Here is a 13,925-nt window from a genome sequence, read left to right on the forward strand (position 1 = left end):
TCCGACGACGGCGAACCAGCCGGGATCAGCCCCGGACGGCGCGCGCGAGCTGCTCGGCCCGGTCGGTGCGCTCCCAGGTGAACTCGGGCAGATCCCGGCCGAAGTGACCGTAGGCCGCGGTGCTGGCATAGATCGGCCGCTTCAGGTCCAGCGCGTCCACGATCGCGGCCGGGCGCAGGTCGAAGGTGGCCAGCACGGCGTCGGAGATCTGGTCCACCGGCAAGGTCTCGGTGCCGAAGCACTCCAGATAGAACCCGACCGGGTGCGCGCGGCCGATGGCGTACGCCACCTGCACTTCGCAGCGTCGCGCCAGCCCGGCGGCGACCACGTTCTTGGCCACCCAGCGCATCGCGTACGCCGCGGAGCGGTCCACCTTCGACGGGTCCTTGCCGGAGAAGCAGCCGCCGCCGTGGCGGGCCATGCCGCCGTAGGTGTCGACGATGATCTTGCGGCCGGTGAGCCCCGCGTCACCCATCGGGCCACCGATGACGAACTTGCCGGTCGGGTTGACAAACACGTTGTAGTCGCCGTGCACCAGGTCGTACGCCTCCAGCACCGGGGCGATCACGTGCCGCTTCACGTCCTCGCTGAGCATCCGCTCCAGGTCGACGTCGGGGGCGTGCTGGCAGGACACCACCACCGCGTCGAGCCGTGCCGGCCGGTCGCGGTCATATTCGATGGTGACCTGGGTCTTCCCGTCGGGACGTAGATAGGGCATGGTGCCGTCCTTGCGGACCTTGGTCAGCTGCTCGGCGAGCCGGTGCGCCAGGTCGATCGGCAGCGGCATCAGCGCCTCGGTCTCGTCACAGGCATAGCCGAACATCAGCCCCTGATCACCGGCACCCTGCAGGTCGTACGCCTCTGCCGACGACTCCAGCCGCTTCTCCCAGGCGGTGTCCACCCCCTGGGCGATGTCCGGGGACTGCGACCCGAGCGACACCTGAACGCCGCAGGAGCCGCCGTCGAACGACTTGTGCGACGAGTCATAGCCGATCTCCAGGATCTTGCCGCGAACCAGGCCGGGGATGTCGGCGTACGCCTCGGTGGTGACCTCGCCGGCTACGACGACCAGACCGGTGGTGACCAGGGTCTCCACCGCGACGCGCGACTGCGGGTCGTGGCGCAGCAGTTCGTCGAGGATGGTATCGCTGATCTGGTCGGCGATCTTGTCGGGGTGCCCCTCGGTGACGGACTCCGAGGTGAACAGGCGCTTGGCCACGGGGTTACTCCTAAGGGTGTTTCGGTCTTGTGAGACTAGTGGGCGGTTCGCTGGGCGCTGATGGCGTCCAGAATCCGGTGGGCCACTCGCGCCTTGCTGCCGTGACGCTCGGCGAGCACTCCGTCCTGTGCGCTGCTCAGGATGAAGACATGGTTGTCCGGTTGGCCGAAGACCCGCCCGGAGCTGACATCGTTGAGCACCAGCAGCTCGCATCCCTTGCGGGCCAGTTTGGTCCGGCCCAGCTCGATCAGCTGGTCGGTGTCGCCGGCGGTCTCGGCGGCGAAACCGACGATGATCTGGCCCTGCGGGCGGTCGGCGCGGTGGGAGATGGCGTGCAGCACGTCGGTGGTCTGCACCAGCTGCAGGTTGAGCCCGGAGTCGCCGTCCTTCTTGAGTTTGCCGCCGCAGCGGTTGGCGAGGGTGAAGTCGGCCGCGGCGACGGCCATCACGATCACCTCGGCATCCGGCGCCAGTTCGGTCATCGTCTCGGCCAGGTCGCCGGTGGACACCACCTGGCGGACCGTGCAGTTGCTGGGAATCGGATGCTCGACGTGCGCGGCGACGACGGTCACCTCGGCCCCGCGCAGCGCCGCGGCCCGAGCGATGGAGAGCCCCATCAGCCCCGAGGAGGCGTTACCGAGGAAGCGCACCGGGTCGAGTGCTTCCCGGGTCCCGCCGGTCGCCACCACCAGGCGTACGCCGCTGAGGTCGCGGCGGGCGGAGGCGGCGGCGGCCGCGGGGTCGTCGAGCAGGCTGGTCGCGACCGCGTGGATGTCAGCGGCCTCGGGCAGCCGGCCGGGGCCGGTGTCGGCGCCGGTGAGTCGCCCCGAGGCGGGATCCATCACCACGACGCCGCGCTCCCGCAGGGTGGTGACGTTGGCGGCGGTGGCCGGGTGCAGCCACATCTCGGTGTGCATGGCCGGTGCCATCAACACCGGGCAGTGCGCGGTGAGCAGCACGTTGGTGAGCAGGTCGTCCGCGCGGCCGGTGGCGGCGCGGGCCAGCAGGTCGGCCGTGGCGGGGGCGACGACGACCAGGTCGGCGGTCTGGCCGAGCCGGACGTGCGGCACCTCGTGCGCGTCGTGAAACACAGCCGTGTGCACGGGGCGCCCGGACAGGGCCGCCCAGGTCGTTTCACCCACGAAGTTGAGCGCCGCCTCGGTGGGCACCACGGTCACCTCGTGACCGGCCTCGGTGAAGCGGCGGAGCAACTCGCAGGCCTTGTAGGCCGCGATCCCGCCCGCGACGCCGAGGACGATGCGGCTCATCGCCTGACCGTCCGGGCTCGAGGATCAGGCCGGGAAGTCGGAGTCGCCACCGAACTCGGGGTCGGTCAGCTCCTCGGTCTGCGGCTCGGGCTCGGCGTCCGGGTCGATGTCGTGGCACTCGAGCACGCCGGCGTTGACCTCGCGGAGCGCGATCGACAACGGCTTCTCCTGGATGCCGGTGTCCACCAGCGGGCCCACGTTCTCCAGCAGGCCCTCGCCGAGCTGGGAATAGTAGGCGTTGATCTGGCGGGCCCGTTTGGCCGAGAACAGGACCAGGCGATACTTGGAGTCGACTTTGGTCAACAGCTCGTCGATCGGCGGGTTCGTGATGCCAGGGGCGGTGTTGCTGCTCAAGATCAGCCTTCTCGGGTAGACGTCGGGGAACGGCACGTCGGGATCGACGGCCTACAGACCGATTAATCCTACCAGTTCGTCGACCGCCTGTCGCAGTTCCGCGTTGACGATCACGTGGTCGAACTCGTCCTGGGCGGCCAGTTCGGTCCGCGCGGTGGCCAGCCGACGCTCCCGCTGCGCCGCGGTCTCGGTGTTGCGGCCCTCCAGCCGGTGCACGAGCTCGTCCCAGTTGGGCGGGGCGACGAAGATGAAGCTGGCTTCGGGCCAGCTCTGCCGGATCTGCCGGGCGCCCTGCAACTCGATCTCCAGCAGCACGGTGCGCCCGGCGGCCACGGCCTCCTCGACCGGGCGCCGCGGGGTGCCGTAGCGCGCCGAGCCGTGCACCAGCGCCCACTCCAGCAGACCGTCTGCGGCAAGCAGCTGATCGAATTCGGCCTCGCTGATGAAGTGGTAGTGCACCCCGTCCACCTCGCCGGTCCGCGGGGCCCGGGTGGTCACCGAGGTCGACAGCCACACCTCCGGGTGGCGCGCCAACAGCCCCGCGACGAGAGTTCCCTTACCAACTCCGGCCGGACCGGAGACCACGTTCACCTGCGACATCGAGCTGGGTCGTCCTCAGCCCCGGTTCCGTCGACCGTTGCCGGGAAACTCACCGAGCAACCCCGAGATCTGGTGCGGACCGAGCCCCCGCAGCCGCCGGTTGGTGGCGATGTCGAGGCGGTCCATCACCTCGGAGGCGCGCTTCTCCCCCACCCGGGGCAGCGACTTGAGCACGTCAACCACCTTGGTGTGCGCCACCACGTCGTCCTCGGCGGCCAACTCGATCACCTGGGCCAGGGTCAGCTCTCCGGAGCGCAGTCGCGCCTTCACCTCGGCTCGGCGCCTGCGGGCCGCAGTGGCCGCCGCGCGGGCGGCCTGCAACTGCTCCTCGCTGAGGGGTGGAATCGTCACTGCTCGTCTCTCCAACCACGATCGGTCGATGGGTGACCCCAACCTAGCAACCCGGGGTGATCGGCCCTAGTCGGCTCGGTGTTGGGCCGTCAGGACTCCGGCCACCGCGGCCCGCAGCGAGTCGGGGTCGGGGCCGGCGGACAGGATCTCGCGACTGGAGGTCGGCAGCACCCGCGGGTACGCCGCGCCGAACAGATCGCGCAGACCGTCCACGGTGCCGCCCTGGGCGCCGATTCCGGGTACCAGGATCGAGCCGGTGAAATCGGCCAGCTCCACCTCGAGCTCGGTCAGGGTGCCGCCGATCACCAGGCCGATCGGCCCATGCTCGCGGCCGGCGTTCACCCGGTTGGCCTCATCGACAATGCTCTGGGCGACGCTGCGCTGCCCGTCCGAGGCCAGCTGCACCTGGCCTCCCTCGGGGTTGGAGGTGCGGCAGAGCACGTAGAGCCCGCGGCCGGCCCGTTCGGCCAGCTCGATCGCCGGTTGCAGCGAGCCGAACCCCAGGAAGGGTGAGAGGGTCAACGCGTCCGCGGCCAGCGGTGAGTCGTCGGCCAGGTACGCCCGGGCGTACCCGGCCATTGTCGAGCCGATGTCTCCCCGCTTGGCGTCCAGCAGGGACAGGGATTCCGCCTGCCGGATGTCGGTGAGCACCCGCTCCAGCACCGCTACCCCGGCCGAACCGAACGCCTCGAAGAAGGCTGACTGGGGTTTGAAGATCGCCACCTGCGTTCCGACCGCCTCGACCACGCCACGCGCGAACGACTCCAGTCCTGCCGGGTCCTGGGTCAGCCCCCACGCGTTCAGCAGCTGCGGGTGCGGATCGATGCCCACACACAGATTGCCGCGCTCGGCCACCTTGTCGGCCAGGCGTACGCCGAATCCGGTCATCGCTCCCCCATCAGGTTGATTCGCGAGACCAGCGCGGGCCCCGAATAGATGTAGCCGCTGTAGAGCTGCAGCATCCGCGCGCCGGCGTCCAGCATGGCGCGGGCGTCGTCGACGGTCATGATGCCGCCGACACCGATGATCGGCAGGTCGGTGCGTTCGGCCAACCAGCCGACCACTTCGCGCGCCCGCCGGGTCAGCGGGGCGCCGGAGAGACCGCCCGCCTCGTCGGCCAGGTCGCGGTCCTTGCCGACCAACCCGTCTCGGGACAGGGTCGTGTTGGTCGCGATCAGGCCGCCGGCACCCCTGGCCGTGCACGCCGCCAGCACATCCTCCAGGGCGTCGAAGGTGAGATCGGGGGCCACCTTCACGAAGATGGGCACCCCTCCGGCGGCGCGGTCGGTCAGAGCCCCGATCAGTTCGGCAAGGGCGTCGCCGTCCTGCAGGGAGCGCAGCCCGGGGGTGTTCGGCGACGACACGTTCACCGCGATGTAGTCGGCATACGGGGCAAGCAACTCGAAGCTGGTCAGATAATCCTCGACCGCGTCCTCGAGCGGGGTCACCTTCGACTTGCCCAGGGAGATGCCGATCGGGATGCCGGCGACGCGGTTGCCGCGGCGCACCCCGGACCCGTGCAGTGTGGCCGCCATCGTCGCCGCGCCGGGGTTGTTGAAGCCCATCCGGTTGATGATCCCGCGTGACCGCACCGCCCGGAAGAGCCGCGGCTTCTCGTTGCCCGGTTGGGGTTTCGCGGTGACCGTGCCGAGTTCGACGTGGGAGAACCCGAGCGCTCCCCAGGCGGGTACGCCGACGGCGAACTTGTCCAGCCCGGCCGCCAGGCCGACCGGCCCGGGAAAGTTGATCCCGGCCAGCTGGATGCCGTGGGTGGCCTTCGGGTGCAGGCCGCTGACCAGGTTGCGCAGCGGACGGATCCGGGCCAGCCGGGCGACGGCGTCGAGCGTGCGCTCGTGGGCGACCTCCGGATCCCCGCCTCCCGTGGCGAACAGTGCGGGTCTCAGGAGTCGCTGGAAACCCGTTTCCAGCAGCTGGATCCGGGGATCGTTCACGAACCGACCGCCTCCGTGAGAACCTCGTCCGACGACGTCCTGGACTTCTCCGCCCCCTGGGCCCAGTCCTGCAGGGACCGCACCTCGATCCCACCGCGTCGCTGCGCCTCGATCCCCTGCACGGCCGCGCCGAGGCCCTGCACGGTGGTGATGCACGGCACGTCGTGGCGTACCGCGGCGGTGCGGATCTCGTAACCGTCGGCGCGGGGGGCGCCGTCCACGGTCACCGCACCGTGCGGGGTGTTGAAGATCAGGTCGACCTGGTCGTCGGTGATCAGTTGAGTGATCGTCGGCTCGCCGTTCGGGCCGGCGCCCTGGGTGTGCTTGCGCACCTCGGTGACCTCGACCCCGTTGCGCCGCAGCACCGAGGCGGTACCGGCGGTGGCCAGGATCTCGAAGCCGAGGTCGGCCAGCCGCTTGATCGGAAAGATGGCGTGCCGCTTGTCCCGATTCGCTGCGGACACGAAGATCCGGCCCGAATCCGGCAGCGCTCCGGTGGCGGCTGACTGGCTCTTGGCGAACGCCACGCCAAAGTTCTCCGCGAGCCCCATCACCTCACCGGTCGACTTCATCTCCGGTCCCAGGATGGTGTCCACCGAACTGCCCTCGGGGGTCCGGAAGCGGTTGAACGGCATCACCGCCTCCTTCACCGCCAACGGGGCGCCGGGCAGCACATCGGCCCCGTCACCGGTTGCGCGGAGCAGGCCTTCGGCGCGCAGTTCGGCAATGGTGGCGCCGAGCATCACCCGGGCGGCGGCCTTGGCGAGCTGGGTGTTGGTCGCCTTCGACACGAACGGGACGGTGCGCGACGCCCGCGGGTTGGCCTCCAGCACATAGAGGATGTCGCCCGAGAGGGCGTACTGGATGTTGAGCAGCCCGCGCACCCCGACGCCGCGGGCGATCGCCTCGGTGGAGGTGCGGATCTTCTCCTCGACCTCCTGGCCCAGGGTGATCGGGGGCAGGGCGCAGGCCGAGTCGCCGGAGTGCACACCGGCCTCCTCGATGTGCTCCATGATCCCACCCAGATAGAGATCGGTGCCGTCATAGAGCGCGTCGACGTCGATCTCCACCGCGTCATCGAGGAAGCTGTCCACCAGCACCGGGTGCTCCGGGGACACCTGGGTGGCGCGTCGGATGTAGTTGGACAGCGAGGCCTCGTCGTAGACGATCTCCATGCCGCGCCCGCCCAGCACATAGGAGGGTCGGACCAGCACCGGATAGCCGATCTCGCTGGCGATCGTGCGCGCCTCGGTGAAGCTGCGCGCCATCCCGTGCCGGGGGGCGGGCAGGTTGGCCTCGTCCAGCACGCGACCGAACGCACCGCGCTCCTCGGCCAGGTGGATCGCCTCGGGGCTGGTGCCGACAACGGGTACGCCGGCGTCCTTCAACGCCTGCGCCAGTCCCAGCGGGGTCTGACCGCCGAGTTGCACGATCACCCCGGCCACCGGTCCGGCCTGCTGCTCGGCGTGCACCACCTCGAGCACGTCCTCCAGGGTGAGCGGCTCGAAATAGAGCCGGTCGGAGGTGTCATAGTCGGTGGAGACGGTCTCGGGGTTGCAGTTGACCATCACGGTCTCATAGCCGGCCTCACTGAGCGCCATCGACGCGTGCACACAGGAATAGTCGAACTCGATGCCCTGCCCGATCCGGTTCGGTCCCGAACCTAGGATAAGCACCGCCGGCCGCTCCCGCGGCGCCACCTCGGTCTCCTCGTCATAGCTGGAGTAGTGATATGGCGTGCGTGCGGCGAACTCGGCGGCGCAGGTGTCGACGGTCTTGAAGACCGGGCGTACGCCGAGGGCCCAGCGAACCCCGCGCACGACGTCCACCGACAGGTGCCGCATGGAGGCGACCTGGGCGTCGGAGAAGCCGTGCCGCTTGGCCCGCCGCAGCAGGGCCGCGGTCAGCTCGGGCGCGTCGAGGACCTCCTCGGCGACCTCGTTGAGCAGCGCCAGCTGATCGCAGAACCAGGGGTCGATCCCGGTCGCCTCGTGCAGCTGCTCGACGGTGGCCCCAGCGCGCAGCGCCTGAAGCAGCAGGATCAACCGTCCGTCGTGCGGCCGGGACGCCTTCTGCAGCAGGGATTCCAGCGATTCCGTCACCGGGGCGGCGAAGTCGAATCGGGCACGCGGATCCTCGAGCGAGCGCATCGCCTTGCCGAGCGCCTCGGTGAAGTTGCGGCCGATCGCCATCGCCTCACCGACCGACTTCATGTGCGTGGTCAGCGTGTCCTCGGCGGAGGGGAACTTCTCGAACGCGAAGCGCGGCATCTTCACCACGACATAGTCGAGCGCCGGCTCGAAACTCGCCGGGGTCTCCTCGGTGATGTCGTTGCGGATCTCGTCCAGGGTGTGGCCGATCGCCACCTTGGCGGCGATCTTGGCGATCGGGAAACCGGTCGCCTTGGACGCCAGCGCCGAGGAGCGGGAGACCCTGGGGTTCATCTCGATCACGATCATCCGCCCGTCGGCGGGGTTGATCGCGAACTGGATGTTGCAGCCGCCGGTGTCGACACCGACGGCGCGGATGATGCCGATGCCGACATCGCGCATCCGCTGGTATTCGCGGTCGGTGAGGGTCATCGCCGGGGCCACGGTGATCGAATCACCGGTGTGCACGCCCATCGGGTCGAAGTTTTCGATGGAGCAGACGATCACGACGTTGTCGGCCTTGTCGCGCATCACCTCCAGCTCGTATTCCTTCCAGCCCAGAATGGATTCCTCGATCAGCACCTCGGTGACGGGGCTGGCGGCCAGGCCGGTGCCGGCGATGCGGCGCAGCTCATCCTCGGTGTGCGCGAAGCCGGAACCGACCCCGCCCATGGTGAAGGAGGGGCGTACCACGACCGGATAACCCAGTTCCTCGGCCGCACCGAGCACCTCGTCCATCGTGTGGCAGATCACCGAGCGGGCGACCTCGGCGCCACCGCCCGGGATGTCCAATTTCTGCACGATTTCCTTGAACTCCTCGCGGTTCTCACCGCGCTGGATGGCGTCGATCGAGGCGCCGATCAGCTCGACCCCGTGCCGTTCCAGAGCGCCGTTCTCGTGCAGGGAGACCGCGGTGTTCAGGGCGGTCTGCCCGCCGAGGGTGGCGAGCAGTGCGTCGGGTCGCTCCTTGGCGATCACCTTCTCCACATATTCGGGGGTGATCGGTTCGACATAGGTGGCGTCGGCGAACTCGGGGTCGGTCATGATCGTGGCCGGGTTGGAGTTGACCAGAATCACCCGGTAGCCCTCCTCGCGCAGCACGCGGCAGGCCTGGGTGCCGGAATAGTCGAACTCGCAGGCCTGACCGATCACGATCGGGCCGGAGCCGATCACCATGATCGATTTGATGTCGGTGCGCTTCGGCATCAGGCGTTCTCCTCCTTGGCCCTGACGAGGACCTCAACGAAGCGGTCGAACAGGTACGCCGCGTCGTGCGGCCCAGCGGCGGCCTCCGGGTGGTACTGGACCGAGAAGGCGATCAGCTCCCCGTCGGCGTTGCGCAGCTCGAGGCCCTCCACCACGTCGTCGTTGAGGCCGACGTGGCTGACCCGGGCGCTTCCCCACTTCGTCTCGGTGTCGCGGTCCAGCGGTGCGTCGACAGCGAATCCGTGGTTGTGCGCGGTGACCTCGACCTTGCCGGTGGAACGGTCGAGGACCGGCTGGTTGATGCCGCGGTGCCCGTATTTCAGTTTGTAGGTGCCGAACCCCAGGGTGCGGCCGAAGATCTGATTGCCGAAACAGATGCCGAAGAACGGCATTCCGGAGTCCAGTGCGTCGGTGAGCAGGCGTACGGAGCGGTCGGTGGTGACCGGATCGCCCGGGCCGTTGGAGAAGAAGAGCCCGTCGGCTCCGGCTGCGCGTACCTCGTCAAGCTGGGCGGTCGCGGGCAGCACGTGCACCTCGATCCCCCGCTCGGCCATCCGGTGGGGAGTCATCGACTTGATGCCGAGGTCGATCGCCGCGACGGTGAACCGCTTCTCGCCCTGGGCGGGCACGACGTACGCCTCGGGTGCGGTCACCTCGCCGACCAGGTCGGCACCGGTCATCTCGGGCTGCTCCTTGACCCGTTGCAGGAGGGCCTCAGGGTTGGTCTCGGTGCTGGAGATGCCGACCCGCATCGCCCCCCGCTCACGCAGGTGGCGGGTCAGCGCGCGGGTGTCGATGTCGCTGATCCCGACGATCCCCTGAGCCCGGAGTTCCTCGTCGAGCGAGCGCCGGGAGCGCCAGTTGGAGGCGACTCGGGCGGCGTCGCGGACGACGTAACCGGACACCCAGATCCGGGAGGACTCGTCGTCCTCGTCGTTCCAACCGGTGTTGCCGATGTGGGGGGAGGTCTGGATCACCACCTGACGGCGGTAGCTCGGGTCGGTCAGCGTCTCCTGATAGCCCGACATGGCGGTGACGAAGACCGCCTCACCGAAGGTCTCACCCTCGGCCCCGAAACGGCGACCGGAGAAGCTCCGCCCGTCCTCGAGAACCAGGATTGCGTTGGCGGATTCCTGCTGTGTCATACGTGTGTGACCGTCCTTTCCTGCCTCACGGGACAGGACTTAAAGGTTGGCTCCAAAGCCGCCCCAGCCTAACGTACTGCCACCGCTGCAGCGCCCTCGTCGCCCGCTCGTGGGCGTACCCCCCGGTGTGAGTCCGCTCACGCTGGCTCAGCGAGCCCTGCGCTGGCTGAGCCTGTCGAAGCCCGCTGGCCGTGGTTGCGTTCGGTGGTTGCGTCCGGTGGTTGCCTCCCGGTGGTTGCGGCGGAAAGGGCGTCCCGCCCACCTCAGCGCCCAACGACCAGTTTCCATCGGGAACCCCACGCTGGCCGAGTGCCAGCGAGTCGATCACCGCCCAGATTCTTTCCACAGATCTCGGAATTCGTTGGGTGCAGATTCGAACACCAGTACCTATTATTGATGGTGAGAGGAACATGGCCATGCCCGGTTCCGTTGCTCCAGAACGTCGCGCGCCCCGGCGTAGGGTCGGGGCATGCGGGTTTGGGTGAGTGGGACGTCGGGGAAGCTGGGCGGCGAGGTGGCGCGGCAGCTGCGCGAGCAGGGACACGAGGTGTCCGAGGCCGACATTCGCAGCCCACACCCGGTCAACCTGCTCGACGACGCAGCGGTGGCCAACAGCCTCAAGGGCTGCGAGGCGATCATTCACTGCGCCGGCATCCCCAGCCCGGAGGGCCAGCAGCCCGCCCACCTGGTGCACTCCAACGTGATGTCCACGTTCAACGCGCTCGAGGCGGCCTGGCGCGCCGGCATCCGCACCGCGGTGCTCGCCTCCAGCGGCTCCATCTACGGCACCGCCTGGGCGCCCGAGCCGTTGCAGCACGCCTACCTGCCAGTCGACGAGGACGCTCCGCTGCGCTACCGGGACCCGTACGCCCTCACCAAGGACGTGCTCGAGCGGACCGGCGCGATGTACGCCCGCCGCGGAATGACCGTCACCGCGCTGCGATTCCACTGGATCCTGACCGTGGACGAGGTACGCCGACTCGCCGAGCGTCCGGCCGACGGCGGGGAGGCCAAGAACCTGTGGGGCTACGTGGAGCTGTCCGACGCGGCCCGGGCGTGCCTCCTGGCGCTCACCCCCAACCCCGGGCCAAACCGATTCCAGCCACTGCTGATCGCGGCCGCCGACACCCGGGTGCACGAGCCCATCGAAGAACTCCTCGACCGCTACTGCCCCGAGGTGGAACGCCGCCGGCCACTCACCGGCAGTCAGGGCGCATTCGACTGCTCACGCGCGGCCGAGGTGATCGGCTGGCGCGCCGAAACGACCTGGCGCTGACTCAGGACTGCCAGTCCGGGTTGGTCAACCAGTCGATCGCCGCCATCGCCGACCACGACTGCTGCGGGCTGCCCAGGGTCTCGTTCGTCCGCGGCTCGTAGTATTCGCCGAAGCTGAGATCCCGCAACTGGTCCAACCCGGCCAGACGCCACGCCAGCGCATCCTCGCGATGCCCGGACCGCAGGGCGGTCCACGCGAACAGCCAGTTCATCACCGGCCAGACCGGGCCGCGCCAATATTCCCTGGGCCGCAGTTGCGGCGAGTCGAGACTGACCGAGGGAGGCAGCGGGAAGGCCATCTCGGGATGCCCGCACCATCGCTCGCCCAGCAGGATCTCTCGCTGACGTTGCGTTTCCGCGTCGTCCCCACCCATCAGCACGGCCGCGAAACCGCCCATCGACTCGGTGCTCAACCAGCGCTGCGCGTTGATGTCGAAGTCGCGGCAGAGCCCGGTCACCGGATCGATCGTGGCCAGCACCCCCGCCCGGGTGCGCTCCGCCCGGGCCCGCTCGGTCGTCGCCACGTCCGCCTGTCCGAGGTCCTCGGCGATGCGGGTCAGCGACTCCGCGGCCAGCACCAGGATCGCCGCCATGAACACGTCGGTGACGCGGAAGTCGAGCACCTCCTTGACCCGCACGTCGTCGAACTGGACACTCTTCATCTGCTCGATCAGCGTGATGTAGCGCTGATACTCCTCGTCGGAGGGTCGCTCGGAGGCGTCGGCGTGGTTGAGGTCCATCCGCGCGAACTCGAGTCGACGGCTGACCTTCACCCCGGCGTACACCTCGTCCCAGCGCGGGGAGTTGTCCATTCCGGATTCCCAACCGTGGTGGATTTCCACGACGTCGGCGTACCCGCGCGCGGTGGACAACCACTCGTGCCAACGCGTCAACCTGCGCAGCGCCTCGGCCGCGAACTCCTCGGCCACCTGGAGGTCCTCACCACCGCACCGGCGCGCCTGCTGCAGCACCAGCTCCAGGGCGATCGCGTGCACCGGTGGCTGACAGATTCCCGAGCTGTGCACCCCCGCCGGCAGGGCCGGGGCGACCGCGGTCCCCCAGTCGTCGAAGTCCGGAAAGTAGCCGGGTTCGTCGGAGAAGATGATGTGCGGCAGCATGCCGGTACGCCACTGCCCGGCGAGCACCGTCCGGAGCTCCGCGATGGCCCTGGGCACCGACAGCTGAGCGAGCCCGATGGCCACGAACGCCGCATCCCAGGACCACTGGTGCGGGTACAGGCTCGGGCCGGCCTTGATCATGTGGCCGAGGTCGTTGTCCCGCAGCACCTGCTTGGCCGACTCGAGAAGTTGCCGATCGGGGGCCGTTCCGGTTTCGAGCTGGGTCACCGGGCCGCTCCACCAACGCTGGTCCGGCGATCACCAAGATCCCACAGCAGGCCGGTCTCCGGGTCGTACAACCGAATCGCGTGCGGAGCGACGCTGAGCGTCACCTGCTCCCCGGCGCGTACCAGAACGGTCGGCTCGGTCTGCACCTTGATCTGGTCCCCGGCCACCTCGACGGTGAGCAGGTTGTGCGAACCCAGCGGTTCGGCGACCAGCACCTCTGCCGCCAGCGTCCCGGGGGTGCCCGGTTCGGCGACCTGGATCGCCTCCGCGCGAACCCCCATCCGGACCGGACCGTTCAACTCCGTGCGACCCGGCAGCCGCAACTCGTGCCCGCTCACCGCAACACCGTCCCCACCTCCGGTGATCTCGCCGTCCAGGAAGTTCATCGGCGGCGAACCGATGAACCCGCCGACGAACGTGTCGGCGGGATGGTCGTAGATGTTCAACGGGGTGTCCAACTGCGCGATCTGCCCCTTGCGCATCACCGCCACCTTGTCCCCCAACGACAGCGCCTCGGACTGGTCGTGGGTGACGTAGACGGTGGTGGTGCCGAGCTGGTCGACGATCTTCTTCAGCTCCGCCCGGAATCCCAACCGCAGCAGGGCGTCCAGGTTGGACAGCGGCTCGTCCATCAGCAGCACGTCGGCGTCCACCACGATGGCGCGGGCCACCGCCACCCGCTGCCGCTGGCCACCGGACAGCTGCGCCGGGAAACGGTCCAGATAGGGGGTGAGCTGCAGCAGCTCGGCGGCCCACTCGACCTTCTTCTCGATGTCGGCCTTCGGCATCTTCTGCTGGACCAGGCCGAAAGCGATGTTGTGGCGCACCTTGCGATGCGGGAACACCGCATAGGACTGGAACACCATGGACAGGTTCCGCTTGTGCACCGGCATGTAGATGACGTCCCGCCCGCCGATGGCGATCGCCCCGTCGGTCGGCAGCTCGAGACCGGCGATCATCCCAGGCCGAGGCCGAGCACCCGACGACGGGAGAAACTGCTGCTGCTGAGCGGATCCGACATCTTTGTCTCCTCTGGGCATTCGGTGTTCCGACCACCGC

The 13,925-nt window shown here is 69.0% G+C and carries 12 protein-coding genes; 1 reads left to right on the forward strand and 11 read right to left on the reverse strand.

Annotated features, from left to right (window positions below):
• Nucleotides 1–25 precede the first annotated feature (25 nt).
• The 9 genes from metK to carA form a co-directional block, all read right to left on the reverse strand.
• Entirely contained in the window at nt 26–1,219 is a 1,194-nt protein-coding gene (metK, locus tag CGZ93_RS03985) for a methionine adenosyltransferase (protein WP_094362860.1), read from the reverse strand.
• A gap of 35 nt (nt 1,220–1,254) precedes the next feature.
• Nucleotides 1,255–2,487, reverse strand: coding sequence for a bifunctional phosphopantothenoylcysteine decarboxylase/phosphopantothenate--cysteine ligase CoaBC (coaBC, locus tag CGZ93_RS03990; RefSeq protein WP_094362861.1), 1,233 nt, complete (start codon nt 2,485–2,487; stop codon nt 1,255–1,257).
• Nucleotides 2,488–2,511: 24 nt separating this feature from the next.
• Nucleotides 2,512–2,841 carry a DNA-directed RNA polymerase subunit omega gene (gene rpoZ, locus CGZ93_RS03995; RefSeq protein ID WP_094362949.1) on the reverse strand — a complete coding sequence of 110 codons (330 nt, stop codon included), beginning with the start codon at nt 2,839–2,841 and terminating at the stop codon, nt 2,512–2,514.
• Nucleotides 2,842–2,892: 51 nt separating this feature from the next.
• Nucleotides 2,893–3,441: a guanylate kinase gene (gene gmk, locus CGZ93_RS04000; RefSeq protein WP_094362862.1), complete on the reverse strand. Its 549-nt coding sequence runs from the start codon at nt 3,439–3,441 to the stop codon at nt 2,893–2,895.
• Between the two features lie 15 nt (nt 3,442–3,456).
• Nucleotides 3,457–3,792 carry an integration host factor, actinobacterial type gene (gene mihF, locus CGZ93_RS04005; RefSeq protein ID WP_094362863.1) on the reverse strand — a complete coding sequence of 112 codons (336 nt, stop codon included), beginning with the start codon at nt 3,790–3,792 and terminating at the stop codon, nt 3,457–3,459.
• A gap of 66 nt (nt 3,793–3,858) precedes the next feature.
• Entirely contained in the window at nt 3,859–4,680 is an 822-nt protein-coding gene (gene pyrF / locus CGZ93_RS04010; protein WP_094362864.1) for an orotidine-5'-phosphate decarboxylase, read from the reverse strand.
• Nucleotides 4,677–5,744: a quinone-dependent dihydroorotate dehydrogenase gene (locus CGZ93_RS04015; protein ID WP_094362865.1), complete on the reverse strand. Its 1,068-nt coding sequence runs from the start codon at nt 5,742–5,744 to the stop codon at nt 4,677–4,679. The genes pyrF and CGZ93_RS04015 overlap by 4 nt, the downstream gene beginning before the upstream one ends.
• Nucleotides 5,741–9,100, reverse strand: coding sequence for a carbamoyl-phosphate synthase large subunit (carB, locus tag CGZ93_RS04020; protein ID WP_094362866.1), 3,360 nt, complete (start codon nt 9,098–9,100; stop codon nt 5,741–5,743). Before carB ends, CGZ93_RS04015 begins: the two co-directional genes overlap by 4 nt.
• Nucleotides 9,100–10,245 (reverse strand): glutamine-hydrolyzing carbamoyl-phosphate synthase small subunit, encoded by a 1,146-nt coding sequence (carA, locus tag CGZ93_RS04025; RefSeq protein WP_094362867.1) that lies wholly within the window; start codon nt 10,243–10,245, stop codon nt 9,100–9,102. Before carA ends, carB begins: the two co-directional genes overlap by 1 nt.
• 469 nt (nt 10,246–10,714) lie before the next feature.
• Here carA and CGZ93_RS04030 point away from each other — a divergent pair, with 469 nt between their 5' ends.
• Complete coding sequence (locus CGZ93_RS04030) at nt 10,715–11,521, forward strand: NAD-dependent epimerase/dehydratase family protein (RefSeq protein ID WP_094362868.1); 807 nt, start codon at nt 10,715–10,717, stop codon at nt 11,519–11,521.
• A 1-nt stretch (nt 11,522) separates the two neighbouring features.
• Here CGZ93_RS04030 and ggh read toward each other — a convergent pair whose 3' ends face one another.
• Nucleotides 11,523–12,866: a glucosylglycerate hydrolase gene (gene ggh, locus CGZ93_RS04035; protein ID WP_229117186.1), complete on the reverse strand. Its 1,344-nt coding sequence runs from the start codon at nt 12,864–12,866 to the stop codon at nt 11,523–11,525.
• Nucleotides 12,863–13,825, reverse strand: coding sequence for an ABC transporter ATP-binding protein (locus tag CGZ93_RS04040; RefSeq protein ID WP_229117187.1), 963 nt, complete (start codon nt 13,823–13,825; stop codon nt 12,863–12,865). The genes ggh and CGZ93_RS04040 overlap by 4 nt, the downstream gene beginning before the upstream one ends.
• Nucleotides 13,826–13,925: the final 100 nt, after the last annotated feature.

Origin of the sequence: Enemella dayhoffiae, from assembly GCF_002250625.1 — a bacterium.
In the GTDB taxonomy this organism is placed as follows: Bacteria; Actinomycetota; Actinomycetes; order Propionibacteriales; family Propionibacteriaceae; genus Enemella; species Enemella dayhoffiae.